This is a genomic window from Spirosoma liriopis, assembly GCF_023196085.1.
GTDB classification, from domain to species: Bacteria; Bacteroidota; Bacteroidia; order Cytophagales; family Spirosomataceae; genus Spirosoma; species Spirosoma oryzicola.
Genome location: NZ_JALPRF010000002.1, coordinates 91,685 through 112,454 on the forward strand (window position 1 = coordinate 91,685; position 20,770 = coordinate 112,454).

A 20,770-nucleotide genomic window follows, 5' to 3' on the forward strand; every position below is an offset into this window, starting at 1 on the left:
TAAGCCATGAATATAATACGTCGTCCGCGCCGGAGCCGTCAATCCGCTGCTATTCGTGATATGGTGCAGGAAACGCGCCTGTCCGTCACCGATTTTATTTTGCCCGTTTTTATCATGGAAGGGCAGAACGTCCGTTCTGAAGTGGCTTCCATGCCGGGAATTCATCGTTTGTCGCAGGACTTACTCCTCGAAGAAATACAAGAGTGCGTCGATTTAGGTATCAAAACGTTCGATCTGTTTCCGAATCTGCCTGAGTCGAAAAAAGATAAATATGCTACGGAAAGCTACAACCCTGACGGTTTATATCTGCAAACGATCCGCGCCATCAAAGACCGTTTCCCCGATGTGATGGTGATGACTGATGTGGCGATGGACCCGTACAGTTCGGACGGTCACGATGGTGTTGTCGAAAACGGTCAGATCCTAAACGATCCGACCTTAGAAGTACTGGGTAAAATGGCCTTGGCGCAGGCGCAGGCAGGCGCTAACATTGTCGGTCCTTCAGATATGATGGATGGGCGAGTAGGCTATCTCCGGCAGGTGCTCGACGAAGGGGGCTTTCACGATGTAGCGATCATGTCGTACTCAGCCAAGTATGCCAGCGCTTTTTACGGACCGTTCCGCGATGCGCTTGATTCAGCACCGAAATTTGGCGACAAAAAAACCTATCAGATGAACCCGGCCAATAGTCGGGAAGCGCTCATCGAAGCCCAGCTCGATTTTGCCGAAGGAGCCGACTTTCTGATGGTAAAACCCGCCTTAGCGTATCTTGACATCATCAAGCTTCTGAACGATAACTTTCATTTGCCCATTGCTGCGTACAATGTTAGTGGAGAATATGCGATGATCAAGGCCGCGGCTCAACAGGGCTGGCTCGATGGAGAGCGCGCCATGATGGAATCACTACTGTCAATCAAACGGGCTGGTGCTTCGGTTATCCTCACTTATTTTGCTAAAGAAGCTGCCCGCCTTTTATGAGTAAGCTATTAATTCGTAACGCTCGTTTGGTAAACGAAGGGCGTGTTGTGGAAACGGATGTGCGTATTGAAGACGGATTCATTGCACAGATCGGTCAGAATTTGTCAGATGCTGGTGTTAATCAATCAATTGATGCCGATGGCCAGTACCTGCTCCCTGGTGTCATTGATGATCAGGTACACTTCCGTGAGCCGGGTCTTACGCATAAAGCAACCATTCAGTCCGAGTCGCGGGCGGGCATAGCGGGGGGTGTCACCAGCTTTATGGAGATGCCCAATACCGTACCCAACGCGCTGACGCAGGAGCTACTGGCCGATAAATATGCCATCGCTGCCCAAACGTCGCTGGCGAACTACTCGTTTTTTATGGGTGCTTCGAACAACAATCTGGATGAGGTTCTGCGTACAGATCCGCGCACTGTTTGTGGCATCAAGGTGTTCATGGGATCATCTACCGGTAATATGCTTGTGGATAATGAGCAGGTACTGGCCAGTTTGTTCCAGCAAAGTCCGATGCTAATTGCTACCCACTGCGAAGACGAAGCTACGATTCGGGCCAACACCGAGCGCTACCGGGCAGAATACGGTGACAATGCTACTGCCGATCTGCATCCGTTGATTCGTAACGAGGAAGCGTGCTTAATATCGTCAACGCTAGCGGTTGAACTGGCCAAGCAGTATAATGCCCGATTACATATCCTACACATCTCGACGGCTGACGAACTAAAGTTATTCGCTAACGACCGGCCGTTAACGGAAAAGCGCATTACAGCGGAAGTGTGTGTCCATCACCTTTGGTTTGATAGTGATGATTACAAACGCCTGGGCAATCTGATTAAATGCAATCCGGCCATAAAAGCTCCGCATCACAAGGAAGCGCTAATGACGGCTCTGCTGGATGATCGACTGGATATTATTGCTACAGACCATGCTCCGCACACTTGGGATGAAAAGCAGCAATCGTATTGGCAGGCTCCATCTGGGTTACCGTTGGTACAGCACCCGCTTTTGTTGATGCTTGATTTTGTTCAGCAGGGTAAGCTATCGATTGAAACCGTTGTCCGCAAGATGTGTCACGCCCCTGCCGATTGTTTTCAGATTGACCAGCGTGGTTATGCGCGTGAAGGATACTGGGCGGATCTGGTACTTGTCGATACCAATCTGCCAACAACCGTTTCGAAAGAAAATGTACTGTATCAATGCGGATGGTCGCCATTAGAAGGCCATACATTCGGGGCTACGGTAACGCACACGATTGTGTCAGGCGAACTGGTATACGCACAAGGGCAGTTTCTGACCCACCAGTCAGGACAGCGGATGCTATTTAATCGATAGTACGAAAAAAATATGGTCTAGATCTTGCACAGTCAGGAAAGTGTACCGTATCTTTGCAATCCCAAACAAGGGGAAACGTACTGCCGAAGTGGTGAAATTGGTAGACACGCACGTTTCAGGGGCGTGTGTCTTTACGGACATGCGAGTTCGAGTCTCGCCTTCGGCACCACCTTAAGCCGCAATCTATTGATTGCGGCTTTTGTTTTATAATTAACTTGTCTACCACGACACTGCCCCTCTATACTACCCCTGAATGCGGCATGATTGGTCTGCCCCTTTTGAACACTGTTGAATAACCAGCAGCCTTTTTTCGGTTTCAATAATCCATTTGCCAAGATTGCGCGTACGAGCGTGATCGATTCGAAGACGGCTACCGAGACGACACTTAGCCCGTTACAGAAAGAAAACCGCCCCACTCCTTATCGCCCCTTTGATACTCACTGATTCTAAAAGTAGACTCAAGTCTCTACAAACATTTTTGTTACTGGCTTGTCTACTATAAACTATTCATACATATTGTTTTTCAAGATTAACTCTTTTGCAATCAATGAACGGTGAGCGCGAGCCCCTCGATCAAACTATTACCGCCGACTATGAGCGGATAAAGTTTACGCTACAGGCTGCTTGTATTGGAACCTGGGAGCTAGATATAACGAATCAATTGGTTCGTTGGGACGATAGCTGTAAAACGCTTTTTAATTTTTCGGGCGATGATCTGGTAGCCTATGATCAGGTACTGAATTTAATACACCCTGATGATCGAATTTTAATCGAAGAGATTGTTCAACAGGCAACTAATAACCAGCTTGGTGAGCAGTATAACGTTAAATTTCGTGTTCATGCCGATGAGAGCGGCCAGTTTCGCTGGTTGCAAAGCAGAGGGAAGATACACATTGACAAAAAGACGGGAAGCCGCCGTTTGCTAGGCATACTAGAGGACGTCACTCAGTCGGTTGACGGTCAAGACCAGATTGCTGCTCAGCAGAAGATTGAGATTGACGAGCGATTTCGGGGGCTTATTAACGAAGTACCCGTCGCCACTTGTCTTTTGATAGGCGAAGATCTGATTGTCGAAATGGCCAATTCGCCGGCGTTGGCTATCTGCGGAAAAGACCATTCTATAATTGGTAAACCATTAATTGACATCTTCCCCGAACTGAAAGGTGAATTCGTCGAACGGGTGTTACATAGCACGTTACGTTCGGGAGAAACCAATCAGACGCGCAGCACTCCTGTCGAGTTAATTGTAGATGGTGTATCGCACACCTATTACATTGATTTTGTATGTAAGCCGTTGCGTAACCCGGCGGGTACTAGCAACGCTATCTTAGTCATGGGAATCGACGTCACCGAGCAGGTGATGGCTCGGATGAAGATCGAAGAAAGCAAAGACCAGTTGACGTTTGCTATTGAGGCTGCTGAACTGGGCGTTTGGGATTTGAATCCTGCCACGAACAAATTCACCGCTAACAACCGATTGAAAGAGTGGTTTGGCGTTCCTTCCCAAAAGGAAGTAGAGTTAGATGTAGCACTTAATGCCATCACTGATAAGGACAAACAGCGGGTATCCGGGGCAATCTGGAACGCCTTGCAGGGACAATCGGGAGGACAGTACGATATTGAATATACACTCGTCCATCCAGAGACGAAGCATGAGCGAACGGTCCGGGCGAAAGGAAAAGCCCAATTTACCGATAAAGGCGTGGCTTATCGCTTCAATGGTACACTACAGGACATAACTGAGCGTGGACAGATAGAATTGGTCCTGGCCGAAAGTGCGCAAAAATTACGTAGTTTAGTTGAAAGTGCCCCCTTTCCAATTGGCGTTTACGTTGGTAGAGAAATGCGTATTGAACTTGCCAACCAGTCGATTATGGACGTTTGGGGTAAAGGCAACAATGTGGTCGGTAAAACGTACCAGGAGGTGTTACCCGAACTGTCGAATCAAGACATTTACTCCCAACTCGACAACGTTTTTACTTCGGGTATTCCCTTCCATGCTAAAAATCAACGGGTTGATCTTAAGGTAGATGGTAAGTTACAGCCTTACTATTTCAATTATAGCTTTACTCCTCTGTATGATGCCAAGGGGGAAGTGTACGGGGTAATGAATACGGCTGCTGAAGTAACGGACCTGATAGTTGCCAAGCAGCAGATCGAAGACGCTGAGGTGGCTCTTAGAGGGGCAATCGAACTGGCGGAACTGGCTACCTGGAGCGTGGATGTCAACCAGAGCACCTTCACTTTTTCCGAACGATTTATGAATTGGCTTGGCATCACCGAGTCTACAAAAAGTCTGGAGGAAGTGTATAAGTTGTTGCCCGATGAATCGAGGCAGTCAGTGAAAGAAGGAATTGCGGCCAGTCTACAGCCTGGTTCATCCGGCTTTTATGAGAATGAGCATCCTGTTAGTAACCAACTGACTGGGAAGATGCGCATCATCCATACCCAAGCTCAGCTTTATTTTGATGCCGATAATCAGCCAATAGCGCTTCGAGGTACGGCTCAAGATGTCACTGAGCAACGGCAGGTACAAATAGCTTTAGAGCGGCAAGTTCAGGAGCGGACTGAAGAATTGGCGGCTATCAACGAGGAGTTGGCAGCTACTAACGAAGAATTAGCCGCTACCAATGAGGAACTGGCCGCTACCAATGAAGAGTTAGCCGAATCCAACCAGTTGTTCATTCGCTCCAACCACAACCTTGAGCAATTCGCTTATATTGCCTCGCATGATTTACAGGAACCTTTACGTAAGGTGCAGCAATTCGGCGATCTGTTGATACGACAACATGGCGATCAGCTAGGTGAAGGGGCGATGTATCTAGAACGCATGCAGTCAGCCGCTAGCCGCATGTCGACGTTGATTCGTGACCTACTGACTTTCTCGCGCATTTCGACTCAGCAGGATAGTACAGGGCTGGTAGCTTTGAATGGCGTTATTAATATGGTACTGACAGACTTAGACCTGCGCATTCAGGAGACAAGTGCGGCCGTTAACGTTGGGTCATTACCAGTTATACAAGGCGATAAATCTCAACTGGGACAATTATTTCAGAACCTGATTAGTAACGCGCTAAAGTTTTTCCGACCTGATATTCTACCCGTTATCAACATCAGTGCTGAATTGATAGAGGTCAGTGATTTACCTCCAACAGTGAAGCCAACGCGCTCAGTAAGGGCTTACTATCGCATCGATGTAGCCGACAACGGAATTGGGTTTGATGAAAAGTACATTGATCGCATCTTCCAGGTTTTTCAACGGCTGCACACCAAAAGCCAGTACGCAGGTACTGGTATCGGATTGGCGATCTGCGAAAAGGTAGCGGCCAATCATGGAGGAGCAATCACCGCTACGAGTCAACCGGGGCAGGGTGCTACTTTTAGCGTATACTTACCGGCCTGAGTCGCTATTGAGGCTGGCAGCAGTCGACTTAGCATTGTCAACATAAACAAAATCCCGTCTGGTATCAGAACCAGACGGGATTTTGTTTATGTGTCTCGTAAAATAACTAGGCGATAACTTCGCCAGCTTCTACCAGATTATGTTTTAGTAAGTATTCTGCAATCTGAACGGCGTTGGTAGCTGCTCCCTTGCGAAGGTTATCAGCTACGATCCACATATTCAGCGTGTTCGGCTGACTTTCATCACGACGAATACGACCGACGAATACTTCGTCTTTACCGTGCGCTGTCAGTGGCATCGGGTATACTTTGTTTTGCGGGTCATCCTGTACAACAACACCCTCGGCATTGCTGAGTAGTTCAACCACTTCGGTTACGTCAAAATCGTTTTTGAATTCAACGTTTACTGCTTCCGAGTGGCCACCGATGGTTGGAATGCGAACTGTGGTTGCCGTTACCTGAATCGAATCGTCGCCCATGATCTTCTTGGTCTCGTTGACCATTTTCATTTCCTCTTTGGTATAACCATTGTCGAGGAACACGTCGATATGGGGTAATACATTCAGGTCAATCGGGTGCGGATACACTTTCGATACGCTAGTGTCGCCATTACGTTCAGCAAATAGTTGATCAACAGCCGCTTTGCCCGTACCCGTAACCGACTGGTAGGTCGAAACGACAACCCGTTTAACGCCATAGCGGTCGTGCAGGGGCTTTAGCGCAACGACCATCTGGATCGTCGAGCAGTTTGGATTCGCAATAATCTTGTCTTCTGGCGTGAGCGTATTGGCGTTGATTTCAGGAACAACCAGCTTTTTGGTTGGGTCCATCCGCCAGGCCGACGAATTATCAACTACGGTAATTCCTGCCTCCGCAAACTTGGGGGCCAGGGCCAGCGAGGTGCTACCTCCAGCCGAGAAAATCGCAACGGCAGGTTTGGCGGCAATGGCATCCTCAAAGCTAACGACTGTGTACGGTTTACCCTTGAACTCAATCTGTTTACCAACCGAGCGCTCGGAAGCAACGGGAATGAGTTCTGACACGGGGAAGTTACGTTCTTCCAGTACCTTCAGGATTTCGCCACCGACTAGGCCTGTGGCGCCAACGACTGCGATTTTCATAATTTTTTCACCAGTTAATTAAAAATTGACCGCAAAATTACAGTAATAAGTTGACATACAGATAAAAAAGGAAGATATTTTTAGTAGCAACCAATTACTTAAAATAGACAACGGAATCAGGAGTCACACAAACGTCCAACGGAATGTCAGTTGGTTCAATCGCGTCAATTTGCTCGATGGAGTCTACGAATGATAATCCGACTTTTAAACAGTCGGGGCGACAATCTGCCAGGAATCGATCATAAAAGCCACCACCATAGCCGACTCGATGACCCTGTCGATCAAAAGCCAGAAGTGGTACCAGTACAAGGTCAATCGCGCTGGTCTTGACAGCTAGAGAATCTTCAGCAATGGGCTCAGGAATCCCCCATTGATTAGTAGCCAGAAGCGTATCCGGAGTCAGTTCGTAATGAGTCAGTTGGTATATATCAGCATCCGTGATCGAAACAGCCAGCCGGACCTGCGGAAAATCGTGCCAAAAACGGTGAACGATTAGCCAGGTGTCCATCTCGTTTTGGCGTGCGATGGGGAGGAAAGTATGAACGGTAAGCCTGCTATCCGTCCATACCTGATCGAAAAAATGCGCGCAGATTTTTTGGCTATACTCAGCAAGCGCTGTATCGGACAGCGCCTTGCGAGTGGTCAGATACTGACGCCGTAAATCAGCTTTTTTCATACACGCTGCGATAGCCAGAAGCCAAACTTATTCCAAACAGAGCTGCATCCGATAGTCGAACGGATCGAAGACCGAACGGATTTTGTTTAAAAACTCCCGGTCGTTCAGGTGAAATGTCAGAAAGTTTTCGCTTCGTTCCTGTAATCCGCCATTAGGAAACAGTTCGTCCTTGACGGCCAGTAACTGCCGAACACCCACTTCCTGATTGTGCTCTTCGGCCCGGCGCATTTTCTTTTCCAGCCGTGTAATGGCATTGGCAAACCGCTTCGTCTCGGCTAAAACTGCTTTCTCAAGGGTAGGGTCAACCATTTGCGCTTTGTGCAAAATGTTGTCCAGCGCTTTGTTGACAACCTTGTTTTCGTTGTCGAACTTAAGCGTGTGCCGGGCGTGGTTTTCGACATACTCGCGCTTGAGAACCAGCGTATCCTTAAACAGTTCTTCGGGCGTCAGACCCAACTTGCGAATGCGCTTTGCGCTTACTGATGGCACATACATCGCAAAATTGCGCGGCATCAGAATTGGAAAAGCGGTCTGGAAATAATCAAATACCGGTTTCAACTGCAACCAGTAAGGTACTTCCGACGGTCCGCCGATGTAAGCCAGATTCGGTAAAATCGTTTCCTGGTACAGAGGTCGTAGCACGACGTTAGGACTGAATTGCTCCGGATGTTCGTCGAGCAGTTGTAACAACTCCTGTTCGGTAAACCGAAGCTTGGTATGTAGCACTCGATAGGTACCATCCTCCTTGCGCTCGATACGTTCGCGAAGCTGATCGTCCAGGTAAAACAGGTTAATGTCGCGCGGGGAAATAACCGTTTTGTACCCCAGCTTTTCGAGTAGCTCAGTTTGCTTTGCCACCAGTTCACCCGAGCGCTGATGCTGCAACTCATCCCGCATGACCGGGGCAAAAACACGCTTTAACGCGGCATCGTCGGCATCCAGCGATATAAGACCCTGACTCCCGAACAGCTCGTTTATGTAATGCCGGGCCGCATCGGCTAAGGTGTTGTGCTTTAAATACGCTTCTTCAAACAAGGACAGCTTTTCGGGAATCTGATTGAAAAGCGTCTTTAGCTCCTGCGGATTCATCCGTCCAACGGCTCCCCGCTGTTCGGTCGCCCAGGAGTAGTTTTTGCCGAAAAGCGAGAAGTGATTGATTTCAGCAAAATCGTGATCTTCCGTCGCCATCCAGTAAACCGGCACAAAATTGTAGTCGGGATAGGCTTTCTTCAACTGTTGCGCCAGCCTGATTGTCGTAATCAGCTTGTAGACGATGTACAGCGGTCCCGTAAATATATTTAACTGGTGGCCCGTTGTAACCGTAAACGTGTTTGGCTGGAGGAGTACCGAAAAATCCGGTTTGTTAGAAATTTGTGCGTACTGCCGCTCAAGTGCATCGACTAAAACCTGCCGTTTTGATTCGTCAAATGCCTTATCATTGATCTGTTCTTTAAACGCTGATAACTCTGGGTAGCGCTGATAGAACGGGAAAAGTATATCTTTTTTATTGATGTAATCGAGAAATAAGGAAGAAAACTGGCCGGTGGATGCGAGCGGCAGGTACTGACAGTCCATGCAGGTTGGGATTTATTCGGCTCAACAACGGAAAAACCCGCAAGGTTCGGCTTGATCATAATGACCAGGACTAAACCTTGCGGGTCAGTAACAGTTAGGAGACAACTTCTCCGTATAAATCAAACTCTTCGGCCCGGTTGATCTGGACATTCGCGAAATCGCCCTGTCGAACGTAGCGATTGCTTGCCGATACCAGCACCTCATTATCAACTTCGGGAGAATCGCCTTCGGTACGACCAATAAAATAGCCGCCCTCTTTGCGGTCGAAAAGAACTTTATAGGTTTTTCCGACTTTCTGCTGATTCAATTCGTGCGAAATACCCTGTTGTAACTCCATGAGCGCATCAGCACGTTCCTGTTTGATCTCATCGGATATATCGTCGGGCATGGAGAACGAGTGCGTGTTTTCTTCGTGCGAATACGTAAACACACCCATTCGGTCAAAACGCATCCGTTCAACAAAGTCGTACGTTTCGTCAAACATGGCATCCGTTTCGCCGGGGTGGCCAACGATCAGGGTTGTACGCAACGTAATGTCCGGTACTTTTTCCCGAATTGTATGGATCAAGGCTTCCGTTTTTTCGCGGGTTGTACCCCGGCGCATCAGTTTCAACAATTCCGTCGAACCGGTTTGCAAAGGCATATCTAAATAATTGCAGACGTTTGGCCGGTCGCGCATAACGTCGAGTACTTCCAGCGGAAATCCTGACGGATATGCGTATTGCAGACGAATCCAGTCGATACCTTCCACGTCGGCAAGCTGGTTGATCAGGTCGGCAAGGTTCCGCTTTTTATACAGATCCAGACCGTAGTAGGTCAAATCCTGAGCAATAAGAATCAACTCTTTGGTGCCACGTCGGGCCAGCGAACGCGCTTCGGTAAGCAAGTCGTCAATGGTTCGGGATACGTGTCCTCCGCGCATCAACGGGATAGCGCAGAACGAGCAGGGACGGTCGCAACCTTCGGCAATTTTCAGGTAAGCATAATGCGCAGGCGTTGTCAAAAGCCGTTCGCCAACGAGTTCGTGCTTGTAGTCAGCCCGAAGTGTTTTCAGCATCCTGGGCAATTCGTTGGTGCCAAACCAGGCATCGACGGTGGGCATTTCGACTTCGAGTTCGTCTTTGTAGCGATGGGACAAACACCCCGTTACGTACACTTTATCGACAATCCCTGCTTCCTTGGCATCGACGTAGCGGAGAATCGTGTTGATGGATTCTTCCTTCGCATTGTCTATAAAACCGCAGGTATTGATGACAACGATGTTGGCATCGTCCTTTTTGGCTTCGTGCGTCACATCCATACCGTTGCCCTTCAGTTGCGTAAATAGCACTTCCGAATCGACTAGATTCTTCGAGCAGCCCAGCGTGACAATATTGATTTTATTGGTACGTATTCCTTTCGTTTTCAAAACGGATATAAATTTCAAGCGTCGGTACTAACTAACGCTGATTTTAAGAAGCAAAGTTCGGAAGCGTATTATTTTTCGGATTGTAGAAGTTCTCTGACCCACGGAATCCTGTGATAAACGGTTGTAAGAGGCTTTCCTTTAAAGTGACGCTCCAAAAATTCAGCGTGGTCTGCAAAGAATAAATTATTGACCCAGACTATAGTACCATCAGTAAGGTAGAACAAAAGATAGCCATAGCCGTAAAGCGGTTCTTTCGGATTATCGCTTTTGCGAAGATGTGACTCTATATAGTCTACATTTTCAGGCGTAAGCGTCGCTAACTGGGTTGGACTGTCAATGTGAATACTAGAGTCAAATGGGTTGAGCGTGAGCTGAACGTCTCGGGTAATCGTCCAATACTGCCAATCGACGTAAAAGATAAAGGTCAGATAGACAGCCATAAAGAAAAAGAACAGAGCGGGAATAAAAACCCGTGGGTCGGCCTGTCTTATTGCCTCTCCAACCAATATTTTGACGATTATGAGAAACTGGATGAAAATAACGGCGAGCATTCCTTTGTAGAATGTCACGAAATAGTCTTCAGTCAGGATCTCGTAAGTCCGCTCACGATAAAGCGGGGAGTTTTCACCGATCGTATCGTCCGTGTACCGGATCATCTTGTAAATGAACCAGATGAATGGCACAAAGACAATAACCAGCAGAATGATAAACGTTTCCATGATGCCTAAAAAACAGCTTCATGGGTAATTTCTACTTTCACGGTTAACTGCCGGTTTTTCTGGACGTTGACCGGAAAAATATTGTTTTGAGTGTCAGAAAGGTTTGCGTACAAACCCTTCGGTTCACGTACGATCAGCGAGTACCGACCAACGGGAAGATTGATGCAGAATTTTCCGTTTTTATCGGATCGCACCGTCTTGATTGGCTTAGCCTCACGGACGGAATTGATAAAACCATTGTCACCCGCATCGACCTGACTCATATTCAGAAGCGGAAAAATAAGAATTTCCCGCTCAGCGGGTGCACCATCCGAGTCAGACCGGGGTGAATCAGGGCTGGGCGAATCCACGCTGGGCATATGATTTCCGCGCTTTACCACAACCAAACCGCAGATTCCTTGCTTGGCGGCAGGTTTACGAGTCTGTTTGCGTGAGTGGTTTTGAGCGGAGACCGCAAACGCAACTACGAGCAAAAGAAATGTAACTGCCGCCTGTTTCATACCCGATGTCATTTCTTAAAAAACGAATCCACAAACTCCATCTTGTTGAAGGTTTGTAAATCGTCAATTTTTTCGCCGACGCCGATGTATTTGACCGGAATTTTGAACTGATCTGAAATACCGATGACAACGCCACCTTTGGCTGTACCGTCCAGCTTGGTAATGGCCAAAGCCGATACTTCCGTTGCTTTTGTAAATTCGGTAGCCTGGATAAACGCGTTTTGTCCCGTTGATCCGTCGAGTACTAAAAGCACCTCGTGCGGAGCGTCAGGAGTCACCTTCTGCATGACCCGTTTGATTTTGGTCAGCTCGTTCATCAGGTTGACCTTGGTATGAAGGCGTCCGGCGGTGTCGATGATAACCACATCAGCTTGCATATCCGTAGCTTTTTTGACCGCATCGAACGCAACCGCCGACGGGTCGGTGTTCATGCCGTGTGAGATAACAGGTACCCCCACGCGATCGCCCCAAAGCTTGAGCTGGTCGACAGCCGCAGCCCGGAACGTATCACCCGCACCCAACACAACCTGCTTTCCCCGCTTGTGGAACTGAGCCGCCAGCTTACCAATGGTTGTGGTTTTACCGACGCCGTTGACACCAACAACCATGATTACATAAGGCTTTTTATCAGCAGGGAGCGCAAAGTCGTTCGACACGTCGGTTGTGTTATTGTCGGAGAGCAGCGCAGCGATTTCCTCGCGCAAAATGCGGTCCAACTCTTCGGTACCCACGTATTTGTCACGGGCAACCCGCTCTTCAATCCGGCGAATAATCTTGACGGTTGTCTCAACGCCAACGTCCGACGAAATCAGGACGTTTTCTACCTCGTCCAGCACTTCCTCATCGACAGTTGATTTGCCGACGACGGCTCTGCTAAGTTTAGAGAAGAAACTATCTTTTGTTTTCTCTAAACCTTTGTCGAGCGATTCCTTTTTTTCTTTCGAGAAAAAACCGAATAAAGCCATAGTATCGTTAGTGAAATGGGATCAACAAGTTAGTGTGTCAGTGCTTAAGGAGATCCGCGTATTCAATACGGTGATCGGCCTGCCAACTGACTAACTATTTTTTAACGCAAAAAGTCCCACTAGGCCAGTGAAGGCTGTGGGACATTTGAGTTATTGGTGAAGGAAACAGGTTCCAACAGGGGTTAGCCTTTCAGCGCAGCCTGTACTTCGTCGACAGGAACCATTTCTTCCTTGAAGGTATAAGCGCCAGTTTTAGGCGATTTAACGGCTTTGATAATCTTAGCAAACGCTTTGCCGTTATCCTTCGTTTTTAGGGTTGCAACTACCTTTTTTGCCATGACGGTTTATGGTTTATAGTTTTTGACTGTGTTATGGTTTTTTACAAGCTAAAGCAAGTGCCGGCCCACGCTGTAAAAACAATAACCAAAACTATTTAATTTCTTTATGCAACGTTACTTTTTTCAGGAACGGATTGTATTTCTTCCGTTCGATACGAGCCGGCGTATTCTTCCGGTTTTTCGTGGTGATGTACCGGGACATGCCGGGTACACCGCTGTCTTTCTGCTCGGTGCATTCCAGAATAACCTGGATTCTGTTGGCGCCTTTCTTTGCCATTGCTAAAGTTCGTTTTCTCGATAAGGAGCGCAAAGGTACAAAATTACTTTTAGTTTACAAACATATAGTTGCGAAAAAGCTATGATTTGTAGAAGGTTAGCCCGGAAGCGATAATCTTTGGGCGTTTAATTCCCTCTGACGACCTTTGTCCACAAATGCACTAAAACAGCCGTAAGTTGTTTTGGGTATGATTATGGCTACGCAAATAATTCAATACGAATACGCTCCTGGTCATTTTCGGGCGTCGGAACCAAACGTTTACCGGCCCGATATGCTCAATGAAGGAGAGATGATTTTAAACATGGGACCGCAGCATCCGTCTACCCACGGTGTGCTACGGCTCGAAGTCGTTACCGACGGCGAGATTATTGCCGACGTGGTGCCGCACCTGGGTTATCTGCATCGTTGTTTCGAGAAACACGCCCAGGCCTTGCCATTCAATCAGACCATTCCATTTGTGGACCGGCTTGATTATCTGGCTGCTATGAACAGCGAACATGCTTTCGTAATGGGTGTCGAGCGGATGCTGGGCATTGAAAACGACATTCCAAAACGGACGGAATACATTCGGGTGCTGGTAGCTGAACTAAATCGCATCGCGGCCCACTTCGTCGGAGTTGGTACGTATGCATTGGATATCGGCGCGTACACGCCTTTTCTGTGGCTTATGCGCGACCGCGAGCACATTCAGCGCCTGCTGGAGTGGGTAAGTGGCGCGCGAATGCTGTACAACTACATGTGGGTAGGCGGCTTGTTTTATGATCTGCCGGTAGGTTTTGAAGAACGCTGCCGGGAGTTTGTTCAGTACCTCAAACCTAAGCTGGTTGAGCTGCAACAATTGGTGATCGAGAACGAAATCTTCGTAAAACGGACGGCTAACGTGGGTGTTTTGCCGCTCCCAGTGGCGATTAGCTACGGTTGTACAGGGCCTATGTTGCGTGGTTCTGGCTTGCGTTACGATTTGCGCCGGGTTGACGGGTACTCCGTTTATCCTGAACTGGATTTTGATATTCCCATTGGTGAAGGCCAGATGGGAACTGTCGGTGACTGCTGGGACCGTAACAACGTCCGAGTACAGGAATGTCATGAGTCGATACGGATTGTCGAGCAGTGTCTGGACAAGCTCACGACCGATTACCGACGTACCCGCGACTACGACCCACAGGCTGTGGTACCCAAAAAGATCCGTCCAAAAGCAATGGATTTTTACGCCCGCGCCGAAAGTGCCAAGGGTGAACTTGGTTTCTTTTTCCGGACGGATGGTCGATCAGACGTACCCGTTCGCTGCAAAGCCCGTTCCTGCTGTTTTCACAACCTATCGGTTATCGGTGAAATCAGCAAAGGGGCTATGCTGGCCGACCTGGTGGCTGTTATTGGATCAATCGACGTTGTAATGGGCGAAGTAGACCGGTAGAAGATCAAATTCTTTTCCGGCTGCTACCCGCTTATTCCAGTACTAAAATGTCGGGTGTGTTACGACCCAGGCCATCGTAATCGAGACCGTAGCCTAGTACAAACCGGTTTTCGATCTCAAAGCCCACGTAGTTTAGGTCCAACTGCTTTTTGAGCGCTGCTGGTTTGAACAATAGCGTGGCAATAGCAAGCGATGCCGGTTTTTGAGCGTTGAGCTGATTGCAGACATCACTAATTGTCAGGCCCGTATCAACAATGTCCTCGATGATGATAAGGTCACGGCCTTCGATCGAATCGTTTAAACCCAAAATCTGTTTAAGCGTTCCGCTGGATTCCGTAGCGGAATAAGAAGCAACCCGAATAAAGGTGATTTCGCAGGAAATGGTGAGACGCTTTACCAGATCGGCGGCAAATATAAAGGCCCCGTTGAGTACGACGACGATCAAAGGCTGTTTGCCTGCATATTCCTGATTAATTTGCCCAGCCAGTTCGTCGATACGCGTTTGAATGGCTTCTGCACTAATGAATGGGATGAAATTTTTATTGTTGACTGTTATCATATCAGCGTCTGCGTAGCGTCAAAGATACGGCCCTCTGTTGCTAGCAGACAAAAATTTACCTGAAAAATAAACGTTAGTAAACGTACTGTCAGCGGATTGTGTTGATAGAGAAGGAAAAGCGACCTTAACGAATGAAGAAACTACTGTTGACGGTATGGCTCGTGGGACTGGCTGCGTTGGCACAAGCCCAGTTGTATGATCCGTCGGCGTTTGATAAGAAGTATGATGGCTTGTTGAAGCATCCTGGGGTTCAGATCGAATCTGCCGAAGCCATCAATTTGATGTATAATTACAAATTTTACGACGCCGATAAGGAGTTTCGGTGGTTACGGCTACGTTACCCCAAACACCCAATGCCTTATTTCCTGATGGGCCTGGCAGAATGGTGGAAAATCGTCCCGAACACCGACGTTACGGACTATGATGACGTTTGTCTGGCTTACATGGATTCGACCATTACGCTGGCCGAAAAGCTGTATGATACCAGTGAAAACAAGCTTGAACCTTCCTTTTTCCTGGCGGCTGCTTATGCCTTTAAAGGCCGACTTTACTCGGAGCGGAAAAAGTGGACAAAGGCGACCTTGGCCGGTAAGAATGCATTAAAGTATTTCGAGAAGTGTAAAGGTAATGCTGATTTCAGCCCTGAACTCTTGTTTGGCGACGGGATGTATGACTATTACGCGCAGTGGATACCCGAAAATTACCCGTTGCTGAAACCGATCCTGATGTTCTTTCCAAAAGGAAACAAAGTCAACGGTATCAAGGAGTTGGAAAAAACGGCTAATTCGGCCTTCTACACGCGTGTCGAGGCCCGGTATTTCCTGATTCAGATTTACAGCATGGAAAATCAGTATGATAAAGCGTACGAAATGTCGAAGTACATGGCGGAGCAATATCCTGATAATCCATTTTTCGAGCGGTATTATGCCCGGTCAGCTTTTGTAACGGGACGATTAACCGAAGCGGAGCGCATCTCGAAAGATATTCTGGCGAAGGTAAGCCGCACGCAGTCGGGCTATGAAGGTGTTAGTGGACGAACGGCAGCGTATATCTTGGCTTACATCAACCAGCAGTTTTACAAGAATCTGCCCGAAGCCAAAAAGTATTACCAGCAGTCGATTGACTATGCTAAACAAACGAATGCGTTAAATGCGGGCTATTACTGGTCGTCGGTGCTGGCTTTAGGTAAGATTGCCAACGAAGAAAAGAATTACGATCAGGCGCAGGCTTACTTTAAAGAAGTGATGGACAAAGCCGAACGTAAGTCAAGCCAGCATAAAGACGCGAAAAAAGCGCTGGATGACATGAAAAAATCGCGCCGGGAAGAACGCCGGAAGCGTAGAGAGTAGCGTGCAATAGGGAGTAAGATGTATGATATAGCGGTTATTAGTGGTATATCATACATCTTACTTCGTACATCATCAAGGAATAGGTAATACTTTGCTTTCTTTGAAAGTTGACATGATCACCATAGTTTGGGTGCTGGCAACTTCGTCAATTTCGTTAATAACATCTAGCATTAACGCCTGATACGAAGCAATATCCTTCGCAATTACTTTCAGCAGGAAGTCGCCGGAACCCGTAATGTGGTGGCACTCGATAATTTCAGGAATTTCATTCGCACGAGCCACAAACGACATTGTGGTTTCTTTTTTGTGCCCAACAAGCGTAACCATCACGAATGTGGTAACGCCGAGGCCGACTTTCTCGCGGCTAAGCTGAGCGTGGTAGCTTTGAATAATACCTGATGTTTCGAGCTTTTTAACGCGCTCCAGGGTGGGAGCAGGAGAAAGACCTATTTCTTTAGAAAGCTGGGCATTGGTAATTTTTGCGTTGGCTTGCAGGATCTCTAATACGTTGCGATCTATTTGATCTAATTTATGGCTCATACTCAATACGGTCTGTTGAAACTCAGTTTCAGAATAGGGCAAAAGTAGTATCTTTCAAGAAAAATAGTCTAAAAAGATATTGGTATTTTGCAAATTTCGAAAGAATTGTTGCTTATATTTCTTTTAAACGGCACAAAAGTAAGGGAATTCACTAAGACACCAAATGAAAGCCTATTGATCGGTTACATACTGATATGTTACCGGTGCTACTGAATCAGCTGTGAAAACAGGCTTAATAACCCCTGTGAGGGGCAATTACAGGTAATTTTAATAAGTACTATTTACTAAAAAATTATTTTGTGCGCGTTAGGTTGATGAATTCTGACAAGCAAATAGATCGCCGAGGATTAAACCTAGGCAGTTAATCCGGGTTTATAAGGCATGAAAATGCGCAAGAAATCAGAGTTGCCTACCAAAATATGTCCGGTGTGTAACCGTCCGTTTGCGTGGCGAAAGAAATGGGAACGCGACTGGGATAACGTAATTTATTGCAGTGATGCGTGCCGCTTAGTTGGCAAAAAGCAAAAAACGACTCCTTCGCAAACGTAGATCCAGCCGTCTATCGTTATTTTTGGCAATTAACCAGCTACTCAACATGCGCTTAATTGCCTTTCTCTGTTTGTTTGTTCTTGCTTTATCATGGGATGGTTGCCGGCGACCTCAACCTGTTGTGGTAAAAAGAACGCCAGTGCCCGTCAGACGCCCACCCGCAGCAAAACCAATTCCTCAAAAACCAGTAGCTGCAAAGCCAGCACCCGCGAAGCCTGTTCCAGTAGCTCCTGTAGCGGCCCCCACTCCTAAAGATATGGTTGATGACGAAGAGGTAGAAGAAATGCCCTTCGAACGTGGTCTCGTTCCGCCAAAGCGGGAGTTTCGGGCTGTTTGGATCGCAACCATCGATAACATCGACTGGCCGAGTAAGAAGGGATTGCCCGTTGCTGACCAGCAACGCGAGATTATCGAAATGTTTGATCAACAACAGCAGATGGGGATCAACGCTGTTGTTGTGCAGGTCCGGTCAGCAGCGGATGCGTTTTACGCCAAAAGCTCGGAACCCTGGTCGGAGTGGCTTACTGGTCAGCAGGGTTTAGCACCACAGCCGTTTTACGATCCGCTGGAATTTATGATTGAGCAGGCCCATCAGCGCGGCATGGAATTTCATGCGTGGTTTAACCTCGACCGGGCTACGTACAGCAAAACATCCAGCGTAGCGCCAACGAACATCATTTATCGAAAACCGGGATGGGTGTTTACCTACGGTGGCCGTAAACTTTTTAATCTGGGAGCGCCCGCCGTTCGGACATACATCGCCGGAATCGTCGCCAACGTGGTCCGTGAGTACGATGTAGATGGGATTCATTTTGACGATTATTTTTACCCATACGCCGTCGCCGGACAGGTTTTTCGCGATGACAGCACGTATCAGGCGAATTTCAATGGTATGAAAAAAGAGGATTGGCGACGTGACAACGTGACCAAGCTCATCACTGAACTGCGCGATTCGATTCGGGATAATAAACCCTGGGTTAAATTTGGGGTGAGTCCGTTTGGCATCTGGAAAAACCGAAGCAACGATGCTGAAGGGTCAGCTACCAACGGCGGGCAATCGTACTACGATCAATATGCCGATACCCGGAAGTGGATTCGTAACGGGCTGATCGATTACATCGTACCGCAGGTTTATTTCAGCACGGAGTTTACGCGGGTGCCGTATAAAACCTTGGTTGAATGGTGGGCTCGTAACTGTGGTAAGACTCACCTTTATATCGGACACGGCGCTTACCGAGTTGGACGTGGGTCGGAGCGCGATCCGGGCTGGGGGCGATTCACGGAGCTTCCGGATCAAATGCGTTACAACCGGCAGCAGCGAGCCGTACTGGGAAGCGTATTTTTCAGCGCAAAATCGTTAAAGACCAATCCACTTGCCATTCGGGATTCGTTACAGTCGAATTTTTATCGATATCCGGCCCTGGTACCGCCAATGACCTGGCTGGATAGCATTCCACCCCTAGCGCCCCGCGACTTAAAAGTAGCTGACACCCCAGAAGGCATAGAGTTGTTTTGGCAACAACCCGGCGAAGCACAGGACGGTGACGGAGCGAGTTATTACATTGTCTACCGCTTTGAAGGGCGTCCTTCCCGTGTGCGATTAGACGATCCTCGGTGTATCGTAGCGCAGTGCATCGGCGAAGCTTCGACGCGATTTATCGACAGAACCGCCGATCCGAAAAAGAAGTACGTCTACGCTGTAACAGCCGTTGACCGACTTCATAACGAAAGCCGTGAAGTAACCGTTAAGCTACGCTAGCTCAAAAACTCGTTCATGACTTCAGAAACGGGCCGGGCTTCCGGAAAAAAGCTGACTAGTTTCGTCAGGATACCTTCTACCGTAGCATCGGGGCAGGACGCGCCACAGGTCAGTAAGATTGTGACGGGTTCGCCCGTTAACCCGCTCAGTCGGGGGATAAAGTTTTCGGTAACGACTTCTTGTCTCGTATGGCCGTTATAATGACGGATCAGGTTTGGCGAAAGAATCTTCTGTTCCGACTCGATAAAATAGGTGGGTAACTTCTCCTCGCAAAGATCGACGATGTGTGATGTATTGGATGAGTTGTAGCCACCGGCTACGATGGCAAAATCGGCTGGATACGTCAGTAGCGCATACGTCGCGTCCTGGTTGTCGTTCGTCGCGTAGCAGAGTGTGTCCCGCGTGTTAGCAAAGTAGGCGTCAACCTGATCCGTCGATGGGTTTTCGCCAAGATTGTGCTTCTGGATCATCACTTGCTTCAGGTAATCGGCAATACCCTGAGTGTCCGAAGCCAGCATGGTGGTCTGGTTGACGACGCCAATCCGCTGCAAATCGCGGGATGCGTCAAAACCGACCGAGTACTGATCCGCAAACTCGGTGTAAAATTGTTCGGTGGGTGACTCGCCCGTAATGTAGCGAGCCAGGCGCTGCGTTTGCGCTAAATCTTTTACGACTACCGTTGGGGCCGCTTCTTTGCTGTGCGAAAACGTAGCGCGCGTTTCTTCGTGATTCGGCTTGCCGTGAACAATCACCGTGTAATTTTTCTGCCCGATCTGCCCCGCTTTGTTCCAGACTTTTTCGACAAACGGGCAGGTCGTATCGTATTTTTCAACGTTCAACCCAATGGAAGCCAGCTTGCTTTGTGTTTCTAGCGTTGTGCCAAAAGCCGGGATAATTACAACGTCATCGGGCATTAGTTCCGACCAGGGAATAAGCTGCCCGCCCTTGGTATCCATGATGAAACGTACCCCCCGGCTTTGTAAATCAGCGTTTACGTCGGGGTTATGAATCATTTCACTAAGCAGAAAGATGCGTTTTCCAACGTTCTCAGCAATCGCTCTGTAGGCAATTTCAATCGCGTTTTCAACGCCGTAACAAAAGCCAAAATGCCGGGCTATCAAAAAACGGACCGGACCAAAATCGAGCAGGGTAGGGGTGAAGTCCCGTTTAAGCTTATCTTTTTTCCGCCGGAATTCCTTAAGCGGTGTAATAATGCTGCTACGGTAGTAATCAGGGATATCGAACGATTTCATGCTGAGAGTCGGCGGTCAGACTTTTTGGGCTAACAAAGTTAATGTGCCGGTAAT

At 48.0% G+C, this 20,770-nt stretch carries 19 protein-coding genes and 1 tRNA gene; 8 read left to right on the forward strand and 12 right to left on the reverse strand.

Going from position 1 to position 20,770, the window contains the following annotated elements; translation table 11 throughout:
* The first annotated feature begins 6 nt into the window (after positions 1 to 6).
* From hemB to M0L20_RS09500, 4 genes are all read left to right on the forward strand, one after another.
* Positions 7 to 978 carry a porphobilinogen synthase gene (hemB, locus tag M0L20_RS09485; RefSeq protein ID WP_248476709.1) on the forward strand — a complete coding sequence of 324 codons (972 nt, stop codon included), beginning with the start codon at positions 7 to 9 and terminating at the stop codon, positions 976 to 978.
* The gene (locus M0L20_RS09490; protein ID WP_248476711.1) at positions 975 to 2,312 is read left to right on the forward strand and encodes a dihydroorotase; all 1,338 of its coding nucleotides are present in this window, start codon (positions 975 to 977) and stop codon (positions 2,310 to 2,312) included. Before hemB ends, M0L20_RS09490 begins: the two co-directional genes overlap by 4 nt.
* 82 nt (positions 2,313 to 2,394) lie before the next feature.
* Positions 2,395 to 2,481: transfer RNA gene (locus M0L20_RS09495), tRNA-Leu, on the forward strand.
* Between the two features lie 378 nt (positions 2,482 to 2,859).
* Positions 2,860 to 5,715 (forward strand): PAS domain S-box protein, encoded by a 2,856-nt coding sequence (locus tag M0L20_RS09500; protein WP_248476713.1) that lies wholly within the window; start codon positions 2,860 to 2,862, stop codon positions 5,713 to 5,715.
* A 106-nt stretch (positions 5,716 to 5,821) separates the two neighbouring features.
* On the opposite strand, the gene M0L20_RS09505 is transcribed toward M0L20_RS09500, so the two are convergent.
* The 9 genes from M0L20_RS09505 to rpmG form a co-directional block, all read right to left on the reverse strand.
* Positions 5,822 to 6,835, reverse strand: a complete 1,014-nt coding sequence (locus M0L20_RS09505) for an aspartate-semialdehyde dehydrogenase (RefSeq protein ID WP_232560669.1) — start codon at positions 6,833 to 6,835, stop codon at positions 5,822 to 5,824.
* A gap of 94 nt (positions 6,836 to 6,929) precedes the next feature.
* On the reverse strand, positions 6,930 to 7,511 hold the full coding sequence (locus M0L20_RS09510; protein ID WP_248476715.1) for a 5-formyltetrahydrofolate cyclo-ligase: 582 nt from the start codon (positions 7,509 to 7,511) through the stop codon (positions 6,930 to 6,932).
* Positions 7,512 to 7,538: 27 nt separating this feature from the next.
* A complete protein-coding gene (bshC, locus tag M0L20_RS09515; protein WP_248476716.1) occupies positions 7,539 to 9,086 on the reverse strand; it encodes a bacillithiol biosynthesis cysteine-adding enzyme BshC in 1,548 nt (515 codons plus the stop codon).
* Between the two features lie 94 nt (positions 9,087 to 9,180).
* Complete coding sequence (gene rimO / locus M0L20_RS09520) at positions 9,181 to 10,494, reverse strand: 30S ribosomal protein S12 methylthiotransferase RimO (RefSeq protein WP_232560672.1); 1,314 nt, start codon at positions 10,492 to 10,494, stop codon at positions 9,181 to 9,183.
* Between the two features lie 68 nt (positions 10,495 to 10,562).
* A complete protein-coding gene (locus M0L20_RS09525; protein WP_248476717.1) occupies positions 10,563 to 11,213 on the reverse strand; it encodes a PH domain-containing protein in 651 nt (216 codons plus the stop codon).
* 5 nt (positions 11,214 to 11,218) lie between these two features.
* A complete protein-coding gene (locus M0L20_RS09530; RefSeq protein WP_248476718.1) occupies positions 11,219 to 11,713 on the reverse strand; it encodes a hypothetical protein in 495 nt (164 codons plus the stop codon).
* Positions 11,714 to 11,721: 8 nt separating this feature from the next.
* On the reverse strand, positions 11,722 to 12,678 hold the full coding sequence (ftsY, locus tag M0L20_RS09535; RefSeq protein WP_232560675.1) for a signal recognition particle-docking protein FtsY: 957 nt from the start codon (positions 12,676 to 12,678) through the stop codon (positions 11,722 to 11,724).
* A 182-nt stretch (positions 12,679 to 12,860) separates the two neighbouring features.
* On the reverse strand, positions 12,861 to 13,016 hold the full coding sequence (locus M0L20_RS09540) for a DUF4295 domain-containing protein (RefSeq protein ID WP_171741734.1): 156 nt from the start codon (positions 13,014 to 13,016) through the stop codon (positions 12,861 to 12,863).
* 91 nt (positions 13,017 to 13,107) lie between these two features.
* Positions 13,108 to 13,293: a 50S ribosomal protein L33 gene (gene rpmG / locus M0L20_RS09545; protein ID WP_012929817.1), complete on the reverse strand. Its 186-nt coding sequence runs from the start codon at positions 13,291 to 13,293 to the stop codon at positions 13,108 to 13,110.
* 193 nt (positions 13,294 to 13,486) lie between these two features.
* Between rpmG and M0L20_RS09550 the strand changes: the two genes are divergently transcribed.
* Positions 13,487 to 14,707: an NADH-quinone oxidoreductase subunit D gene (locus tag M0L20_RS09550; protein WP_248476719.1), complete on the forward strand. Its 1,221-nt coding sequence runs from the start codon at positions 13,487 to 13,489 to the stop codon at positions 14,705 to 14,707.
* A gap of 31 nt (positions 14,708 to 14,738) precedes the next feature.
* Here the strand turns inward: M0L20_RS09550 and hpt are convergent, their stop codons facing one another.
* Positions 14,739 to 15,266, reverse strand: coding sequence for a hypoxanthine phosphoribosyltransferase (gene hpt / locus M0L20_RS09555; RefSeq protein ID WP_248476720.1), 528 nt, complete (start codon positions 15,264 to 15,266; stop codon positions 14,739 to 14,741).
* Between the two features lie 131 nt (positions 15,267 to 15,397).
* Here hpt and M0L20_RS09560 point away from each other — a divergent pair, with 131 nt between their 5' ends.
* On the forward strand, positions 15,398 to 16,615 hold the full coding sequence (locus M0L20_RS09560) for a tetratricopeptide repeat protein (RefSeq protein ID WP_248476721.1): 1,218 nt from the start codon (positions 15,398 to 15,400) through the stop codon (positions 16,613 to 16,615).
* Positions 16,616 to 16,687: 72 nt separating this feature from the next.
* On the opposite strand, the gene M0L20_RS09565 is transcribed toward M0L20_RS09560, so the two are convergent.
* Complete coding sequence (locus M0L20_RS09565) at positions 16,688 to 17,155, reverse strand: Lrp/AsnC family transcriptional regulator (RefSeq protein WP_232560679.1); 468 nt, start codon at positions 17,153 to 17,155, stop codon at positions 16,688 to 16,690.
* A gap of 387 nt (positions 17,156 to 17,542) precedes the next feature.
* Here M0L20_RS09565 and M0L20_RS09570 point away from each other — a divergent pair, with 387 nt between their 5' ends.
* Together M0L20_RS09570 and M0L20_RS09575 are read left to right on the forward strand one after the other, a co-directional pair.
* Positions 17,543 to 17,704, forward strand: a complete 162-nt coding sequence (locus M0L20_RS09570) for a DUF2256 domain-containing protein (RefSeq protein WP_425276918.1) — start codon at positions 17,543 to 17,545, stop codon at positions 17,702 to 17,704.
* A gap of 46 nt (positions 17,705 to 17,750) precedes the next feature.
* A complete protein-coding gene (locus tag M0L20_RS09575) occupies positions 17,751 to 19,463 on the forward strand; it encodes a glycoside hydrolase family 10-like protein (RefSeq protein ID WP_248476722.1) in 1,713 nt (570 codons plus the stop codon).
* Here M0L20_RS09575 and M0L20_RS09580 read toward each other — a convergent pair.
* Entirely contained in the window at positions 19,460 to 20,716 is a 1,257-nt protein-coding gene (locus tag M0L20_RS09580) for a 4-hydroxy-3-methylbut-2-enyl diphosphate reductase (RefSeq protein ID WP_248476723.1), read from the reverse strand. The two genes, M0L20_RS09575 and M0L20_RS09580, sit on opposite strands and share 4 nt — an antisense overlap.
* Positions 20,717 to 20,770 lie beyond the last annotated feature (54 nt).

Coding starts and splice junctions, on each gene's coding strand:
- M0L20_RS09565 (WP_232560679.1), bottom strand. CDS start 17,155: ATGAGCCATAAATTAGATCAAATAGATCGCAACGTATTAGAGATCCTG.
- M0L20_RS09500 (WP_248476713.1), top strand. CDS start 2,860: ATGAACGGTGAGCGCGAGCCCCTCGATCAAACTATTACCGCCGACTAT.
- ftsY (WP_232560675.1), bottom strand. CDS start 12,678: ATGGCTTTATTCGGTTTTTTCTCGAAAGAAAAAAAGGAATCGCTCGAC.
- M0L20_RS09580 (WP_248476723.1), bottom strand. CDS start 20,716: ATGAAATCGTTCGATATCCCTGATTACTACCGTAGCAGCATTATTACA.
- M0L20_RS09570 (WP_425276918.1), top strand. CDS start 17,543: ATGCGCAAGAAATCAGAGTTGCCTACCAAAATATGTCCGGTGTGTAAC.
- M0L20_RS09550 (WP_248476719.1), top strand. CDS start 13,487: ATGGCTACGCAAATAATTCAATACGAATACGCTCCTGGTCATTTTCGG.
- M0L20_RS09560 (WP_248476721.1), top strand. CDS start 15,398: ATGAAGAAACTACTGTTGACGGTATGGCTCGTGGGACTGGCTGCGTTG.
- hpt (WP_248476720.1), bottom strand. CDS start 15,266: ATGATAACAGTCAACAATAAAAATTTCATCCCATTCATTAGTGCAGAA.
- hemB (WP_248476709.1), top strand. CDS start 7: ATGAATATAATACGTCGTCCGCGCCGGAGCCGTCAATCCGCTGCTATT.
- M0L20_RS09510 (WP_248476715.1), bottom strand. CDS start 7,511: ATGAAAAAAGCTGATTTACGGCGTCAGTATCTGACCACTCGCAAGGCG.
- M0L20_RS09505 (WP_232560669.1), bottom strand. CDS start 6,835: ATGAAAATCGCAGTCGTTGGCGCCACAGGCCTAGTCGGTGGCGAAATC.
- M0L20_RS09525 (WP_248476717.1), bottom strand. CDS start 11,213: ATGGAAACGTTTATCATTCTGCTGGTTATTGTCTTTGTGCCATTCATC.
- M0L20_RS09575 (WP_248476722.1), top strand. CDS start 17,751: ATGCGCTTAATTGCCTTTCTCTGTTTGTTTGTTCTTGCTTTATCATGG.
- M0L20_RS09540 (WP_171741734.1), bottom strand. CDS start 13,016: ATGGCAAAAAAGGTAGTTGCAACCCTAAAAACGAAGGATAACGGCAAA.
- rpmG (WP_012929817.1), bottom strand. CDS start 13,293: ATGGCAAAGAAAGGCGCCAACAGAATCCAGGTTATTCTGGAATGCACC.
- M0L20_RS09490 (WP_248476711.1), top strand. CDS start 975: ATGAGTAAGCTATTAATTCGTAACGCTCGTTTGGTAAACGAAGGGCGT.
- bshC (WP_248476716.1), bottom strand. CDS start 9,086: ATGGACTGTCAGTACCTGCCGCTCGCATCCACCGGCCAGTTTTCTTCC.
- M0L20_RS09530 (WP_248476718.1), bottom strand. CDS start 11,713: ATGAAACAGGCGGCAGTTACATTTCTTTTGCTCGTAGTTGCGTTTGCG.